Source organism: Prescottella sp. R16, assembly GCF_030656875.1.
In the GTDB taxonomy this organism is placed as follows: domain Bacteria; phylum Actinomycetota; class Actinomycetes; order Mycobacteriales; family Mycobacteriaceae; genus Prescottella.
On sequence record NZ_CP130943.1, the window covers coordinates 2,150,586 to 2,164,938 of the forward strand.

Below are 14,353 nucleotides of genomic sequence, written 5' to 3' on the forward strand. Positions count from 1 at the left end.
CGATCTGGCGTCTCGTTTCCTCGACAATAGAATCCTGTCGACGGTGGGAGCGACGAGACCTCGGAGTGTGGGAGACAGTGGGTGGCGAGGCGTTCGCGGTGATGGCGGCGGAACTCGACGAAAGTGCGGTGCTGGAGTTCCTCGGTGCCACTCCGGATGATCCGAGTGCGTTGGTCCTGTTGCGCGGTATGAGCGTCGCATTGATGAGCGAACGCTACCGCGCACAGCTCTCGACGCGGGTTCCCGAGGTGACCGCGGAAACCTTGACAGCGCTGGTAGCGATCGGGAAGACGTGGCTGAAGCGGGAACTTATTTCGCGACTGTTCGTCGATTCGTGGTACCTCGCGGGGACACAACTGGAGGAACGCGCCGACGAACTATGGCGGACATTGGCGCGCTCGGTCAGCGATTCACCGCAGTTCCTCGCGCTGACTCGGCTGTCGGAACAGGACCATCCTGCTGTCGCCTCGCAGGTGTCGATGCAAGTCGTGGGGTTGCTCGTTTACCTCGGCGAGGAAGCCCGCGCATGGCACATAGTCGCAGATACGGTCGACCGTGTGCTTGCGAGTAGGCGCAATACCGTCTACCTGAGCCGGAGCTTCAATCTGCTACTCCCCGAGCGGGACCGGGCATCGGCATGGGACAGCGCCAGTCGAACGTTCGTGTTCGACGACAGACGAGGTCGATCGGCCAGTGCCAAAGGCTCTGACCGTGGTGCGGCACGAGAGCGTGCCGCTGCAGTGTTCGTCGATCGGTATGGGCAGCGGAACGTCTCGAGTGAATGGCCTGATCGATTTGAGTTGCCGGGCCTCCTGGAAGGAGTACCTACGGGGTGGCGTAGTGCGCGTCTGCGCATGACCGATGGCTTCGATCTGCCATCCGAATGGTCGGGACTGATCGATCAGGCGTTCGTTCACACAACACGGCCGAATCACCATCGAGGTACCGGCGGAGTTGGAGTGTCGGACAATTCGCAACTCGCGACGGTCGGATACGCGGTGCTGCGCCACGAGCATGCTTTCGCAGGGGCGAGTGGTCTCTTGAGCGGTAAGATCTCGGTTCTTCCCGAATGGCCGGGAACTCCAGCCTTGATTCGTGCGGCAACGGAGTTAGGCGTCGGTCCGTTGTTGCAGATCGGGCGGCGCGGGCCATCGCGGAGCGGAGAAGCGGCGGCACGCGGGTTCGTAGCACTGGCCGGGGCGATTCACCTCGCGAAACGGTCGTCGGGTTCCGCGGGGCTGAGGCCATTGCCGATGCGGTGGGAGCCGATCAGGGGCACGTTCGTCGGGCCTGATTCCGGGACCTTCGGTGTCGGTACCGGATCCGACCTGGCTGCAGCGTTGGATGGATCAGTCGCAGCTGTTAGGTCCCTCTACGAGGCCGCCGGGTATCGAGTCGAGACGGGAAGCGGCACCGCGTCCTACGGTCTGGACGTTCGCTGCGGAGACGAGCATCTCCAGGTGAAGGTCAGCTCTACTGTCTGGGACACGTGGACGTCGAATCAGATGGGCGTAGACGAGGTACGTCACTACCATGAGTGGTATCCGAATACCGTTCTTGCGGTCGTTCATCCGGCAAGCCCGCCACGGGTCGATCTGACGTTCCCGTGGCTACCGGAGATGCCTCCGGGGTGAGAGCTGTCCCTCCCTACCGTGTCCGCCGCACCGATTCCTCGACGAGATCGAGGACGGCACTGAGGTTTTCGGTGCCGTGCCCGGAGGCGATGCGGGCGATGAGTCCGTCGAGGACGAGGTCGAGGTAGTCGATGAAGACATCGGTGGGCAGGTCGTCACGGAGACGTCCGGCCGACTTCTGGGTTTCGAGCCGGCGGGCGGTGGCCTCGGTGAGTTCGGCGCTGCGCTGACTCCAGGCGCGCGCGAACTCGGGGTCGGTGCGCAGTCGGCGCGCGATCTCCAGACGTGTTCCGAGCCAATCGAACTGTTCCGGTGTGGCGAGCATGTCGCGCATCACCTGGACGAGGCCGCCCTCGGCGACGACATCGGCCATACGGGTGGCGTCCTCGTGTGCGAGAGCGAGGAACAGGCCGTCCTTGTCCTTGAAATGGTGGAAGATCGCGCCGCGGGAGAGCCCGGTGGTCTCTTCGAGACGGCGTACGGTGGCGCCGTCGTAGCCGTACTGTGCGAAGCACTGGCGGGCGCCGTCGAGGATCTGGCTCCGCCGTGCCGCGAGATGGTCTTCACTGACCTTCGGCACGCCGACTTCCTTTCGTCCGATATTGCGAACGGCGGGCCCGAGACAGCTGTCCCGGGCCCGCCGTCGGTGCACTGCGTGAGAGCGTGCGACAGGAACCGCTACTAGCCGCGGATCATGTTGCGCAGCACGTACTGCAGGATGCCGTCGTTGCGGTAGTAGTCGGCTTCACCGGGGGTGTCGATGCGGACGACCGCGTCGAATTCGATCTTGCCGCCGTCGGTCTTGGTCGCGGTGACCTTGACCGTCTTCGGGGTGACGCCCTCGTTCAGCTTCTCGATGCCCTCGATGTCGAAGGTCTCGGTGCCGTCCAGTCCGAGGCTCGCGGCAGATTCTCCGGCCGGGAACTGCAGCGGGACGACGCCCATGCCGATGAGGTTGGAGCGGTGGATGCGCTCGAACGACTCGGTGATGACGGCCTTGACGCCGAGCAGGCGGGTGCCCTTGGCGGCCCAGTCGCGCGACGATCCGGAGCCGTACTCCTTGCCGCCCAGGACGACCAGCGGGATGCCGGCGGCCTGGTAGTTCTGCGACGCGTCGTAGATGAACGCCTGCGGCGCACCCTCGACGGTGAAGTCACGGGTGTAGCCGCCGGAGACGCCGTCGAGCAGCTGGTTCTGCAGGCGGATGTTCGCGAACGTGCCGCGGACCATCACCTCGTGGTTGCCACGACGGCTACCGAGCGAGTTGTAGTCCTTGCGCTCGACACCGTGCGCGTCCAGGTACTGGGCGGCCGGGGTGCCGGGCTTGATGGGGCCGGCCGGGCTGATGTGGTCGGTGGTGACCGAGTCGCCGAGCAGAGCCAGGACGCGGGCGCCCTTGATGTCGGAGACCGGAGCCGGGTCCATCGTCATGCCGTCGAAGTACGGCGCCTTGCGGACGTACGTCGAGTTGTCGTCCCACGCGAACGTGTCGCCCTCGGGGGTGGCCAGGTTCTGCCAGCGCTCGTCGCCCTCGAAGACGGAGGCGTAGGACTTGCGGAACATGTCCTGGCTGATCGCCGACTTGATGGTGTCGTCGATCTCCTGCGCGGACGGCCAGATGTCCTTCAGGAAGACGTCGTTGCCGTCGGCGTCCTTGCCCAGGGCGTCGGTCTCGAAGTCGAAGTCCATGGTGCCGGCGATGGCGTACGCGATGACCAGCGGCGGGGACGCCAGGTAGTTCATCTTCACGTCGGGGGAGATGCGTCCCTCGAAGTTGCGGTTACCGGACAGGACGGCAGCGGCCGCGAGGTCGTTGTCGTTGACGGCCTTGGAGATCTCCTCCGGCAGCGGACCGGTGTTGCCGATGCAAGTGGTGCAGCCGAAGCCGCCCAGGTAGAAGCCCAGCTTCTCGAGGTACGGCCACAGGCCGGCCTTCTCGTAGTAGTCGGCGACGACCTGCGAACCGGGCGCCATGTTGGTCTTGACCCACGGCTTCGACGACAGGCCCTTCTCGACCGCGTTGCGGGCGAGGAGTGCGGCACCGATCATGACCGACGGGTTCGAGGTGTTGGTGCAGGACGTGATGCCCGCGACGACGACGGCGCCGTGGTCGAGGACGAAGTCACCGCGCTCCTCGGAGCGCACCTGGACCGGGTTGGACGGACGGCCGTGCGAGCCGTTGGCGGCCGACGGAACGGTGGGCTCGTCGTGCGCGGTCGACGATGCCACCGGATCGGACGCCGGGAAGGACTCCTCGACGGCCTCGTCCAGCGAGGTGTGCGCGGCCGGGGTCCCGTCGGTGACATAGGTGACGATGTCGCGGCGGAACGCGTCCTTCGACTCCGACAGCAGGATGCGGTCCTGCGGGCGCTTCGGGCCGGCGATCGACGGCACGACGGTGCCGAGATCCAGCTCGAGGTACTCGGAGTAGGCGGGCTCGTGGTCCGGGTTGTGCCACAGGCCCTGCTCCTTGGCGTAGGCCTCGACGAGCGCGAGCTGCTCGTCGTCGCGGCCGGTCAGGCGCAGGTAGTTGATGGTCTCGGCGTCGATCGGGAAGATCGCGGCGGTCGAACCGAACTCGGGGCTCATGTTGCCCAGGGTGGCGCGGTTGGCCAGCGGCACCTCGGCGACGCCCTTGCCGTAGAACTCGACGAACTTGCCGACGACACCGTGCTTGCGGAGCATGTCGGTGACGGTGAGCACGACGTCGGTCGCGGTGACGCCCGGCTTGATCTCACCGGTCAGCTTGAAGCCGACGACGCGCGGGATCAGCATGGAGACCGGCTGGCCGAGCATCGCGGCCTCGGCCTCGATACCGCCGACGCCCCAGCCCAGCACGCCGAGGCCGTTGACCATCGTGGTGTGCGAGTCGGTGCCGACACAGGTGTCGGGGTAGGCCTGACCGTTACGGACCATGACGGTCGGCGCCAGGTACTCGATGTTGACCTGGTGGACGATGCCCATGCCCGGGGGGACGACCTTGAAGTCGTCGAACGCACCCTGGCCCCAGCGCAGGAACTGGTAGCGCTCGCCGTTGCGCTGGTATTCGAGGTCGACGTTGCGCTCGAGGGCGTCGGCGCGGCCGAACACGTCGAGGATCACCGAGTGGTCGATGACCATGTCGGCCGGCGACAGCGGGTTGACCTTGTTGGGGTCGCCGCCGAGGGTGGTGACGGCCTCGCGCATGGTGGCGAGGTCGACGACGCAGGGGACGCCGGTGAAGTCCTGCATGATCACGCGGGCGGGCGTGAACTGGATCTCGACGCTCGGCTCGGCCGAGGGATCCCAGCCCGCGATGGCGCGGATGTGGTCGGCGGTGATGTTGGCGCCGTCCTCGGTACGCAGGAGGTTCTCGGCGAGAACCTTGAGCGCGTAGGGCAGTTTCTCGGTGCCGGGAACGGCGGCGAGGCGGAAGATCTCGTACGAGTTGTCTCCGACTGCGAGGGTTCCCTTGGCGCCGAACGTATCGATACTGGTGGTCACGTCAGCTCCACTCGTCATTGAGGTTCGCCGTCGACGGGGCTGTGACGACGGCTGAAGCGAGGCACGGCAGCAGTGTTCGGTTCGATCTACGGACCGAACCGGACCTGTCGCGGGCTTCTCGACATCGAGTCTAACAGTACGCTTGTCCTGTGAGACCGCAGGGTCCGGCTTCCGGCACGCGCCACCTCATCCTCACGTACGTGCGGCGCCGGTGCAACGGAACCCGGCGACCCGTCACGTACTGTGCATTCAGGCGTTCCGCCTGCCCTGTCCGTCCACCGAACCCGGATGAGAGATGCCTGCCCACATCGCGCCCGCTCGACTGCCGCTCGCCGCCACGATCCCAGACGGAGTGTCCGTGGACACCGTGCTCGCCGATCTCGCCGACGACGGGGTATCGGCCCCCGCCGCGGACGTCGACGGTCTACGGGACGTGGTGGCCCGTGCACAGAGCGAGGGCATCGATCTGCGGATCGTGGTGCTCGAGACGAGCCCGCCGCGGGCCGAGCAGCTGCGTGACCTGGCCACCGAGATCGGCACCACCGACGGCGGCACTGTGCTGGTGCTGAGCCCGTCGGCGCCCGGCACGTACAGCGACACCCTCAGCCGGGTCGTCCTCGAGGGCGCCCAGGACCACACGTACACCGGCGGCAACGCGGTGCAGTCCGCGAACAACTTCGTCGACGAGGTCACCGCCCCGCACATCTCGTGGGGTGCGATCACCGCCGTGCTGATCCTGCTCGTCGCGCTCGTCGGCGGCGTCTCCTACTGGGCGAAGGCCCGTCGCGGCCCGGCTCCCGCCGACTCCGACACCCCTGCCTGATCCCGCCCGACACACCCGCGGTCTCTTTTGTGACAAGAGAGCGCCGACGGGCGTCATGTGTCGTACGGTGCCTGTGGTGTTTCCGGGAGGGAAGTGCCGTGACGGTGACGTGCCCGGCCGGGAGAGTGATGTGAGACGACGGAGTTCACGCGCAGGCGTGCGGAATCCGAGTCTCGCTCGTGCGCGTTCCCGTCTCGGACGCGCCCTGCTCGCCGGCGGGATCGCCGGAACCCTGGTCCTGGGGCTCCCGGGTGCCGCGCTCGCCGTACCGCCGCCGCCCCCGAACCCGTCCGACGCCGAAATCGACAGTGGTCGTGCGCAGGTCGCCGACAGCGTCGCGCAGGTCGGCGACCTCGTCAATCAGGTGGCGTCCGCGAACCAGCAGCTCGCCGCACTCGACGACGAGGTCGCGATCAAACGGGAGGGCGTCAACCGGGCGCTGGTCGACCTGCAGACCGCGCGCGACGAGGCGGACGCCGCGGGCGCACTCGTCGAGAGCAGCCGGCAGGCGCTCGACGACGCGAACACCCGGATCGATCAGGCGCAGCAACGGTTCACCGACTACGCCGTCGAGAGCTACACCAAGGGCCGCAACGTGGCGTCCCTGTCGTCGTTCTTCGGCGCGACCGGCCCGGACGACATCCTCGACCGTGCGCAGATCATGCGGCGCCTGTCGGCGAGCCAGAAGGCGGTCCTCGAAAATCTGCAGCGGGCCCGTACCGCGCAGGCGAACCGGGACTCGGCGGCCCGCGAGGCGAAGGAACGTGCCGACGCCGCCGCGAGCGAGGCCGAGGCCAAGAAGGCCGAGGCGGAGCAGGCGATCGCGAGCGCCCGCGCGGCCCTCGAGGAACAGGCCGCCCGCAAGGCCGAGATCGAGGCGTCCCGCAACGCCGCGCAGGCGCAGCTCGACGCGGCCCGGGACAACGTCGCCGGTCTGCAGGGACAGCGGGACGCGTACCTGGTGTGGGACGAGCAGCGCCGCGCGGAGGAGGCGGCCGCTGCCGCGGCGGAGGCCGCGCGCCGGGCTGCGGAGGATCGGGCCGCGAACGAACGTGCCGCGCAGCTCGCGAACGGGCAGCGATCCCACACCCAGCTCGACGACGACGGCCCCGCAATCCCTTCGGCCCCCTCGTCACCGTCCTCGCCACCACCGATGGGGCCGGCGGTGACCGGCAGCGCCGCCATCGAAACGGTGATCGACCGGGGCATGTCGCAGCTCGGCGTCCAGTACGCGTGGGGCGGTGGCAACGCCGGCGGCCCCACCCTCGGCATCCGGGACGGCGGCGTCGCCGACAGCTACGGCGACTTCGCGAAGGTCGGCTTCGACTGCTCCGGCCTGATGATCTACGCGTTCGCCGGTGTCGGTATCTCGCTGCCCCACTACACCGGCTACCAGTACACCGCCGGCACGCAGGTGCCGTCGTCCCAGATGCGCCGCGGCGACATGCTGTTCTGGGGGCCGGGTGCGAGCCAGCACGTCGCCCTGTACCTCGGGGACGGGCAGATGCTCGAGGCCCCGCAGTCCGGGTCGGTCGTGAAGGTCTCGCCGGTGCGATGGGACGGGATGACGCCCTACGCTGTCCGTATGGTGTCGTGAGAGATGACGTGTCGACTCGGGCTAGTGGGAAGCGAGGGTTCTTGGTGACCTCAGGTGACGGTGCTGTGACGGGGTCCGGCCAGGCCGGAGCGGTGCAGGGAGTGGGTGGACCGGTATCCGACCTGGCCCGTGACGTGCACCTGCTCGAGCGGGCGATCTACGAGGTCAAACGGGTCATCGTCGGTCAGGACCGGCTCGTCGAACGCATGCTCGTCGGGGTCCTCGCGAAGGGGCACGTGCTGCTCGAAGGTGTGCCCGGGGTCGCGAAGACGCTCGCGGTGGAGACGTTCGCGAAGGTCGTCGGCGGCTCGTTCTCCCGCGTCCAGTTCACCCCCGACCTGGTGCCGACCGATCTGATCGGCACCCGCATCTACCGGCAGGGCCGAGAGGCGTTCGACACCGAACTCGGCCCCGTCGTCGCGAACTTCCTGCTCGCCGACGAGATCAACCGCGCCCCGGCGAAGGTGCAGTCGGCGCTGCTCGAGGTGATGGCCGAACGGCACGTCTCGATCGGCGGCACCACCTACCCGATGCCCGAACCGTTCCTGGTGATGGCCACCCAGAACCCGATCGAGAACGAGGGCGTCTACCCGCTGCCGGAAGCCCAGCGCGACCGGTTCCTGTTCAAGGTCCTCGTCGACTACCCGTCGATCGAGGAGGAACGCGAGATCGTCTACCGGATGGGGGTCGCGCCGCCCGAGCCGCAGCAGATCCTCGACGCGCAGGAGATGGTGCGGCTGCAGAAGGTGGCGAGCACCGTGTTCGTGCACCACGCGCTCGTCGACTACGTGGTGCGGGTCATCGCCGCGACCCGAAGCCCTCGCCGGTACGGGCTCGACGACGTCGCCGGCTGGATCGCGTACGGGGCGTCCCCGCGCGCCACCCTCGGCATCATCTCCGCGTCCCGCGCGCTCGCGCTGCTGCGCGGCCGCGACTACGTCGTCCCGCAGGACGTCCTCGAGATCGTCCCGGACGTGCTGCGGCACCGGCTCGTCCTGTCGTACGACGCGCTCGCCGACGAGGTGTCTCCCGACGACGTGATCGGCCGCGTGCTGCAGACCGTCGGGCTGCCGCAGGTGGGTGCGCAGCCGGTGCCGGGACCCGCGCGCACCGGTGAACCCGGCCCGGTTCCCGCGACGTCGCCCGGACCTGCGCCGCAGTGATCCGCCGCTCGGACGCCGGGGCCGGTTCCGGACCGGGGGTGCCGTCGTTTCGCGGCGGATCGTTGCGCGACCCGGAGATGACAGCGGCCCTGCGCACTCTCGAACTGACGGTCCGACGCCGTCTCGACGGCGTCCTGCACGGCGACCATCTCGGTCTCATCCCGGGGCCCGGATCCGAACCGGGTGACGCCCGCGAGTACCAGCCCGGGGACGACGTCCGGCAGATGGACTGGTCGGTCACCGCGCGCACGACCCACCCGCACGTGCGGCAGACCGTCGCCGACCGCGAACTCGAGACGTGGCTGGTGCTGGACCTGTCGTCGAGCCTGGACTTCGGTACCACCGGCTGCGAGAAGCGGGATCTCGCGGTCGCCGCGGCCGCCGCGGTCACCCATCTCGCGGGTGGCAGCGGCAACCGGATCGGGGCGATCGTCGCGACCGGGGAACGGCTGCAGCGCATTCCGGCCCGCGGCGGACGTGTCCACGCGCAGGCGATGCTGCGGCGCATCGCGTCCACCCCGCACGCACCCGACGGGGTCCGCGGCGATCTGCGCGGCGCCCTCGAATCACTGCGGCGGCCGCAACGGCGCCGCGGCCTGGCGGTGGTGATCAGCGATTTCCTCGGCCCCATCGACTGGGAGCATTCGCTGCGGGCCCTGTCCGGGCGGCACGATCTGCTCGCCGTCGAGGTCCTCGACCCGCGCGATCTGGAACTGCCCGACGCCGGCGACGTGGTGCTGTACGACCCGGAATCCGGTCGCACCCGCGAGTTCTCGACGACCCCGTCGCTGCGGGCCGACTTCGCCCGCGCCGCCGCCGCGCACCGCGCCGACGTCGAGGCGACGCTGCGCCGGTGCGGGGCACCCCGGCTGAGCCTGCGCACCGACCGGGACTGGATCGCCGACGTGGTCCGGTTCGTCTCCGCCCGCCGGCACACGTTCGGGACGCCGACACACCGGGTGGCCCGCGGATGAGCCTGTCGCAGTTCGCGTCCCCGTGGTGGCTGCTGTTCCTCGCCGTCGTCGCCGCGCTCGCCGCCGGATACGTGTTGATCCAGCGGCGCCGGCAGAAGCACGTGCTGCGGTTCGCCAACATGGAGCTGCTCGAGAAGGTGGCGCCGAACCGGCCTCGCTTCACGCGGCATCTGCCGACCGCGCTGGTGCTGGTGGGTCTGTTGCTGCTGACGGTCGCGCTGGCCGGGCCGACGTCCGACAAGCGGGTGCCGCGCAACCGGGCGACCGTCGTCCTGGTGATCGACGTGTCGCTGTCGATGAAAGCCACCGATGTCGAGCCGAGCCGGCTCGAGGCGGCGCAGGAGGCGGCGAAGTCGTTCGCCGAGGGCCTGACCCCCGGCATCAACCTGGGCCTGGTCGCGTTCGCGGGCACCGCGTCGGTGCTGGTGTCGCCCACCCCGAACCGGGACGACACGAAGGCCGCGATCGACAACCTGAAACTCAGCGAGCGCACCGCGACCGGTGAGGCGATCTTCACGTCGCTGCAGTCGATCGACACGCTCGCCGCCGTCCTCGGTGGCAGTGAACAGGCGCCGCCCGCCCGCATCGTGTTGCTGTCCGACGGCAAACAGACCGTGCCCGAGTCCGGCGACGATCCGCGCGGCGCGTTCACCGCCGCCCGCAAGGCGAAGGAGAAAGGGGTGCCGATCTCGACGATCTCGTTCGGCACCAACTACGGCACCGTCGACATCGAGGGCGACCGGATCCCGGTCCCCGTCGACGACCCGTCGCTGCGGGAGATCGCCGACCTGTCCGGCGGAAGCTTCTTCACCGCATCCAGTCTCGAGGAACTGCGCAGGGTGTACGACACGCTCGAGGAGCAGATCGGGTTCGAGAACACCCGCGGTGACGCGAGCCGGCCCTGGTTGGTCCTCGGGGTCCTGTGCACCGCAGCCGGTCTCGGAATCGCCCTGGTACTGCGGCAACGTCTTCCGTGACCCGGAGCTTTCCGTCCGATCCGTCGAATTCGTCCAGCCGCGCCCGCAACCCACCGCCCAGCAGATAGGTTGATCCGCATGTCGAATACTTCCGTCCCGTCCCGTTCCGTGCTCGTCACCGGAGGCAACCGTGGCATCGGTCTGGCCGTCGCCCGGCGACTGCTGGCCGACGGCCACAAGGTCGCCGTCACCCACCGCGGTTCCGGGGTGCCCGAGGGGCTGTTCGGGGTGAAGTGCGACGTCACGGACTCCGATTCGATCGACCGCGCGTTCAAGGAGGTCGAGGACCATCAGGGGCCCGTCGAGGTGCTGGTCGCCAACGCCGGCATCACCGACGACACCCTGCTCATGCGGATGGACGAGGACCAGTTCACCAAGGTGATCGACGCCAACCTCACGGGCGCGTTCCGGTGCGCCAAGCGCGCCAACCGGGCGATGTTGCGGGCCCGCTGGGGCCGCATGATCTTCCTCGGCTCGGTGGTGGGTCTGGCCGGTCAGGCCGGGCAGATCAACTATGCGGCGTCCAAGGCCGGTGTCGTCGGCATGGCCCGGTCCCTCACCCGTGAACTGGGGTCGCGTTCGATCACCGCGAACGTCGTCGCCCCCGGTTTCATCGAGACCGACATGACCGCGGACCTGTCCGACGATCTGCGCGACACCGCCAAGAAGTTCATCCCGCTGCAGCGGCTCGGCAAGCCCGAGGACGTCGCGGCAGTGGTCAGTTTCCTGGCGTCCGACGACTCGGCGTACGTCTCCGGCGCGGTGATCCCCGTCGACGGCGGCATGGGCATGGGTCACTGACCCGCTTCGGTACCCGCACGGACACAACGGCTTTCATCACACAGGAGGACCACCACCCATGGGCGGACTGCTCGAGGGCAAGACCATTCTCGTCACCGGCATCATCACCGACGCGTCGATCGCGTTCCACACCGCGAAGGTGGCGCAGGAGCAGGGTGCGAAGGTGATCATCACCGGTATCCCCGAGCGCCTGCGGCTGATCGACCGGATCGCCAAGCGGCTGCCGCAGGAGGTGCCGCCGGCCATCGCACTGGACGTCACCGACGAGGAGTGCCTCGGTGCGCTCGCCGACCGGGTCCGCGAACTGGCACCGGAGGGGCTCGACGGGGTCGTCCACTCGATCGCGTTCGCCCCCAAGACGCTGATGGGTCCCGACGCGCTGCCGTTCCTCGACGGTCCGGGCCCCGACGTGGCCAGGGCGTTCGAGATCTCCGCGTGGAGCTACGCGTCCCTCGCGCGCGCGGTGCTACCCGTCATGAACGAGCGCGGGTCGATCGTCGGCATGGACTTCGATCCGCGCACCGCGATGCCGGACTACAACTGGATGGGTGTCGCGAAGGCGGCGCTCGAATCGGTGAACCGGTACGTGGCCCGGGAAGTGGGCTACGCCAAGAAGATCCGCTCCAACCTGGTGGCGGCGGGCCCGATCAAGACACTCGCGGCCAAGGCGATCTCGGGGACGGCCACCGACGACGCCAAGAAGCTGAACATGCTCAACGAGTACTGGGACGGGGCGTCGCCCATCGGCTGGAACGTCGACGATCCGGGCGTCGTGGGCACGAGCGTGTGCGCGGTGCTGTCGGACTTCCTGCCCGCCACCACCGGTTCGATCATCTATGTCGACGGCGGGGCCAGCCACAACACGTGGTTCCCCGAGAACTTCATGGGCTGACGCCGTGTACGACGCACTGCTGCTGCTGTCCTTCGGTGGACCCGAGAAACCCGACGACGTGCGACCGTTCCTGGAGAACGTCACCCGCGGCCGCGGGGTGCCCCCGGAACGCCTCGACGAGGTTGTGGAGCACTATCTGCACTTCGGGGGAGTGTCGCCGATCAACGCCCTCAACCGCGACATCATCGTGCGGGTCGAGGACGAGTTGCGGGCCGCCGGAATCGAACTGCCGGTGTACTTCGGGAACCGCAACTGGCATCCGATGGTCGAGGACACCGTCGCCCGGATGCGCGACGACGGCGTCCGCAACGCACTGGTGTTCCCGACGTCGGCGTGGGGCGGCTACTCGGGGTGCCGGCAGTACCACGAGGACATCGTGCGGGCCCGGACCGCGGTCGGCGACGACGCCCCGGCGTTGACGAAACTGCGCCAGTACTACGACCATCCGCTGCTGGTCGCGTCGTTCGCCGACGCGATCGGGGTGGCCCGTGAACAGTTGCCCGCCGAGGTGCGCGATCGGGCGCGACTGGTGTTCACGGCGCACTCGGTGCCGCTGTCGGCCGACACGGCGGCCGGCCCGCCGAGTGCGGGCGGGCACCTGTACAGCCGTCAGGTGGCGGAAGCCGCGCGACTGGCAGCCACCGCGGCCGGTGTCGACGACTTCGATGTGGTGTGGCAGTCCCGGTCCGGGCCGCCGCAGGTACCGTGGCTCGAACCGGACATCTGCGAGCATCTCGAGGCGGTCGCCGCCGACGGGGTGCCGGCGGTGATCGTCTGCCCCGTCGGGTTCGTCTCCGACCATCTCGAGGTGGTGTGGGACCTCGACACCGAGGCCCGCGACAAGGCCGCCGAACTCGGGATCGGGTTCGCCCGGGCCGGAACACCGGGCACCGATCCACGCTTCGCCCGCATGGTCCGGGAACTGGTCACCGAACGCACCGGCGGGACCCCGCTCGAGCGGCTCGGAACCGAACCACTCCTCGGCGCGACCGTCGACGGCGCGATCTGCGCCGTCGACTGCTGCGTGCCGGTGCGGCGGCCGGGGTCCTGAATCCAGGGCCGGTGACACGAACACCGCACGGCATTCCCGTTTTCGGCGCACGATGGAGTCATGCTCGCCACGTGACATCCACCATGACCGGAGGAGGGCGCGATGACCGACCGCCGGAATCCCGGTGCCGCGCTGGTCCGGCCCGACCGGGCCGAGGTACTCGGAAACGCGGATGCGTCGATGCACCTGTTACTCGACGCATCCGACACCGCGGTGCCGTCGGTGCTCTCGAGGTGCGGGTCCTCGTCGTCCTCTCGTCGACGCCCCCGCACTGGTGGCGTGGCCGAGGGCGATGAGTTTCGCCGCCGGGGCGAGTCCGTCTCGTCGTATGGTTTCGACGACCGAGGAGCACATCATGTCCGCCACGTACACGTTCGACGTCTTCTCCAGCCTCGACGGCTACGGATCGTACGAGGGAGGCGACTGGGGCGGGTACTGGGGCAAACAGGGCCCGGAGTTCCTCGCGCACCGCCTCGAATCGTATGCACGCGAGCAGCGGACGGTGTTCGGTGCCAACACGTTCCGGGAGTTCGTGGCGATGCGGGGTGCATCCGACGATTTTCCCGACGTGCTCGATCCGTGGGTGACCCGGATGGTGCACCTGCCGGCGACGGTGGTGTCGACCACGTTGACCGGGCCGCTCGACTGGCCGGACGCCTCCGTCGCACACGGTGACGCCGTCGACGTCGTGGCCCGACTGAAGGAGGAATCGGCGGTGCCGTTGCGCTCGCACGGCAGCCTGTCGATGAACCGGGCCCTGATGGCTGCCGGCCTGGTCGACCGCATCCAGGTGACGATCTTCCCTGTCCTCACCGGACACACCGGCACCGCCCCGATCTTCCACGGCGCCGCGGACTTCGACCTCGACCTGCTCGAGAGCCGGACCTTCGACGGCCGGATCCAGGAACTCGTGTACCGGCCGACGCGACACGGGTGACCGGTCGGCATCGAAGGCGAG

The 14,353-nt window shown here is 68.7% G+C and carries 12 protein-coding genes; 10 read left to right on the forward strand and 2 right to left on the reverse strand.

The window, feature by feature from the left end; all coding sequences use genetic code 11:
• Nucleotides 1-77 precede the first annotated feature (77 nt).
• Nucleotides 78-1,634 (forward strand): hypothetical protein, encoded by a 1,557-nt coding sequence (locus Q5696_RS10140; protein WP_305094996.1) that lies wholly within the window; start codon nucleotides 78-80, stop codon nucleotides 1,632-1,634.
• Between the two features lie 13 nt (nucleotides 1,635-1,647).
• On the opposite strand, the gene Q5696_RS10145 is transcribed toward Q5696_RS10140, so the two are convergent.
• Both Q5696_RS10145 and acnA read right to left on the reverse strand, forming a co-directional pair.
• Nucleotides 1,648-2,214 (reverse strand): TetR/AcrR family transcriptional regulator, encoded by a 567-nt coding sequence (locus Q5696_RS10145; protein WP_305094997.1) that lies wholly within the window; start codon nucleotides 2,212-2,214, stop codon nucleotides 1,648-1,650.
• A gap of 101 nt (nucleotides 2,215-2,315) precedes the next feature.
• Nucleotides 2,316-5,117, reverse strand: coding sequence for an aconitate hydratase AcnA (acnA, locus tag Q5696_RS10150; protein WP_305094998.1), 2,802 nt, complete (start codon nucleotides 5,115-5,117; stop codon nucleotides 2,316-2,318).
• A gap of 295 nt (nucleotides 5,118-5,412) precedes the next feature.
• On the opposite strand from acnA, the gene Q5696_RS10155 reads away from it, so the two are divergent.
• From Q5696_RS10155 to Q5696_RS10195, 9 genes are all read left to right on the forward strand, one after another.
• Complete coding sequence (locus tag Q5696_RS10155; RefSeq protein ID WP_305094999.1) at nucleotides 5,413-5,940, forward strand: Rv1476 family membrane protein; 528 nt, start codon at nucleotides 5,413-5,415, stop codon at nucleotides 5,938-5,940.
• A gap of 157 nt (nucleotides 5,941-6,097) precedes the next feature.
• The gene (locus Q5696_RS10160) at nucleotides 6,098-7,537 is read left to right on the forward strand and encodes an NlpC/P60 family protein (protein WP_305095000.1); all 1,440 of its coding nucleotides are present in this window, start codon (nucleotides 6,098-6,100) and stop codon (nucleotides 7,535-7,537) included.
• Between the two features lie 65 nt (nucleotides 7,538-7,602).
• Nucleotides 7,603-8,700, forward strand: a complete 1,098-nt coding sequence (moxR1, locus tag Q5696_RS10165; protein WP_370654892.1) for a chaperone MoxR1 — start codon at nucleotides 7,603-7,605, stop codon at nucleotides 8,698-8,700.
• Nucleotides 8,701-8,777: 77 nt separating this feature from the next.
• Entirely contained in the window at nucleotides 8,778-9,674 is an 897-nt protein-coding gene (locus Q5696_RS10170; RefSeq protein WP_305095227.1) for a DUF58 domain-containing protein, read from the forward strand.
• Nucleotides 9,671-10,651 (forward strand): VWA domain-containing protein, encoded by a 981-nt coding sequence (locus tag Q5696_RS10175; RefSeq protein ID WP_305095001.1) that lies wholly within the window; start codon nucleotides 9,671-9,673, stop codon nucleotides 10,649-10,651. The genes Q5696_RS10170 and Q5696_RS10175 overlap by 4 nt, the downstream gene beginning before the upstream one ends.
• A gap of 78 nt (nucleotides 10,652-10,729) precedes the next feature.
• Entirely contained in the window at nucleotides 10,730-11,452 is a 723-nt protein-coding gene (gene fabG1, locus Q5696_RS10180) for a 3-oxoacyl-ACP reductase FabG1 (RefSeq protein WP_305095002.1), read from the forward strand.
• Nucleotides 11,453-11,510: 58 nt separating this feature from the next.
• The gene (gene inhA / locus Q5696_RS10185) at nucleotides 11,511-12,344 is read left to right on the forward strand and encodes an NADH-dependent enoyl-ACP reductase InhA (protein ID WP_305095003.1); all 834 of its coding nucleotides are present in this window, start codon (nucleotides 11,511-11,513) and stop codon (nucleotides 12,342-12,344) included.
• Nucleotides 12,289-13,395 (forward strand): ferrochelatase, encoded by a 1,107-nt coding sequence (locus Q5696_RS10190; protein ID WP_305095004.1) that lies wholly within the window; start codon nucleotides 12,289-12,291, stop codon nucleotides 13,393-13,395. The genes inhA and Q5696_RS10190 overlap by 56 nt, the downstream gene beginning before the upstream one ends.
• A 355-nt stretch (nucleotides 13,396-13,750) precedes the next feature.
• Nucleotides 13,751-14,332, forward strand: coding sequence for a dihydrofolate reductase family protein (locus Q5696_RS10195; RefSeq protein ID WP_305095005.1), 582 nt, complete (start codon nucleotides 13,751-13,753; stop codon nucleotides 14,330-14,332).
• The last annotated feature ends 21 nt before the right edge of the window (nucleotides 14,333-14,353 follow it).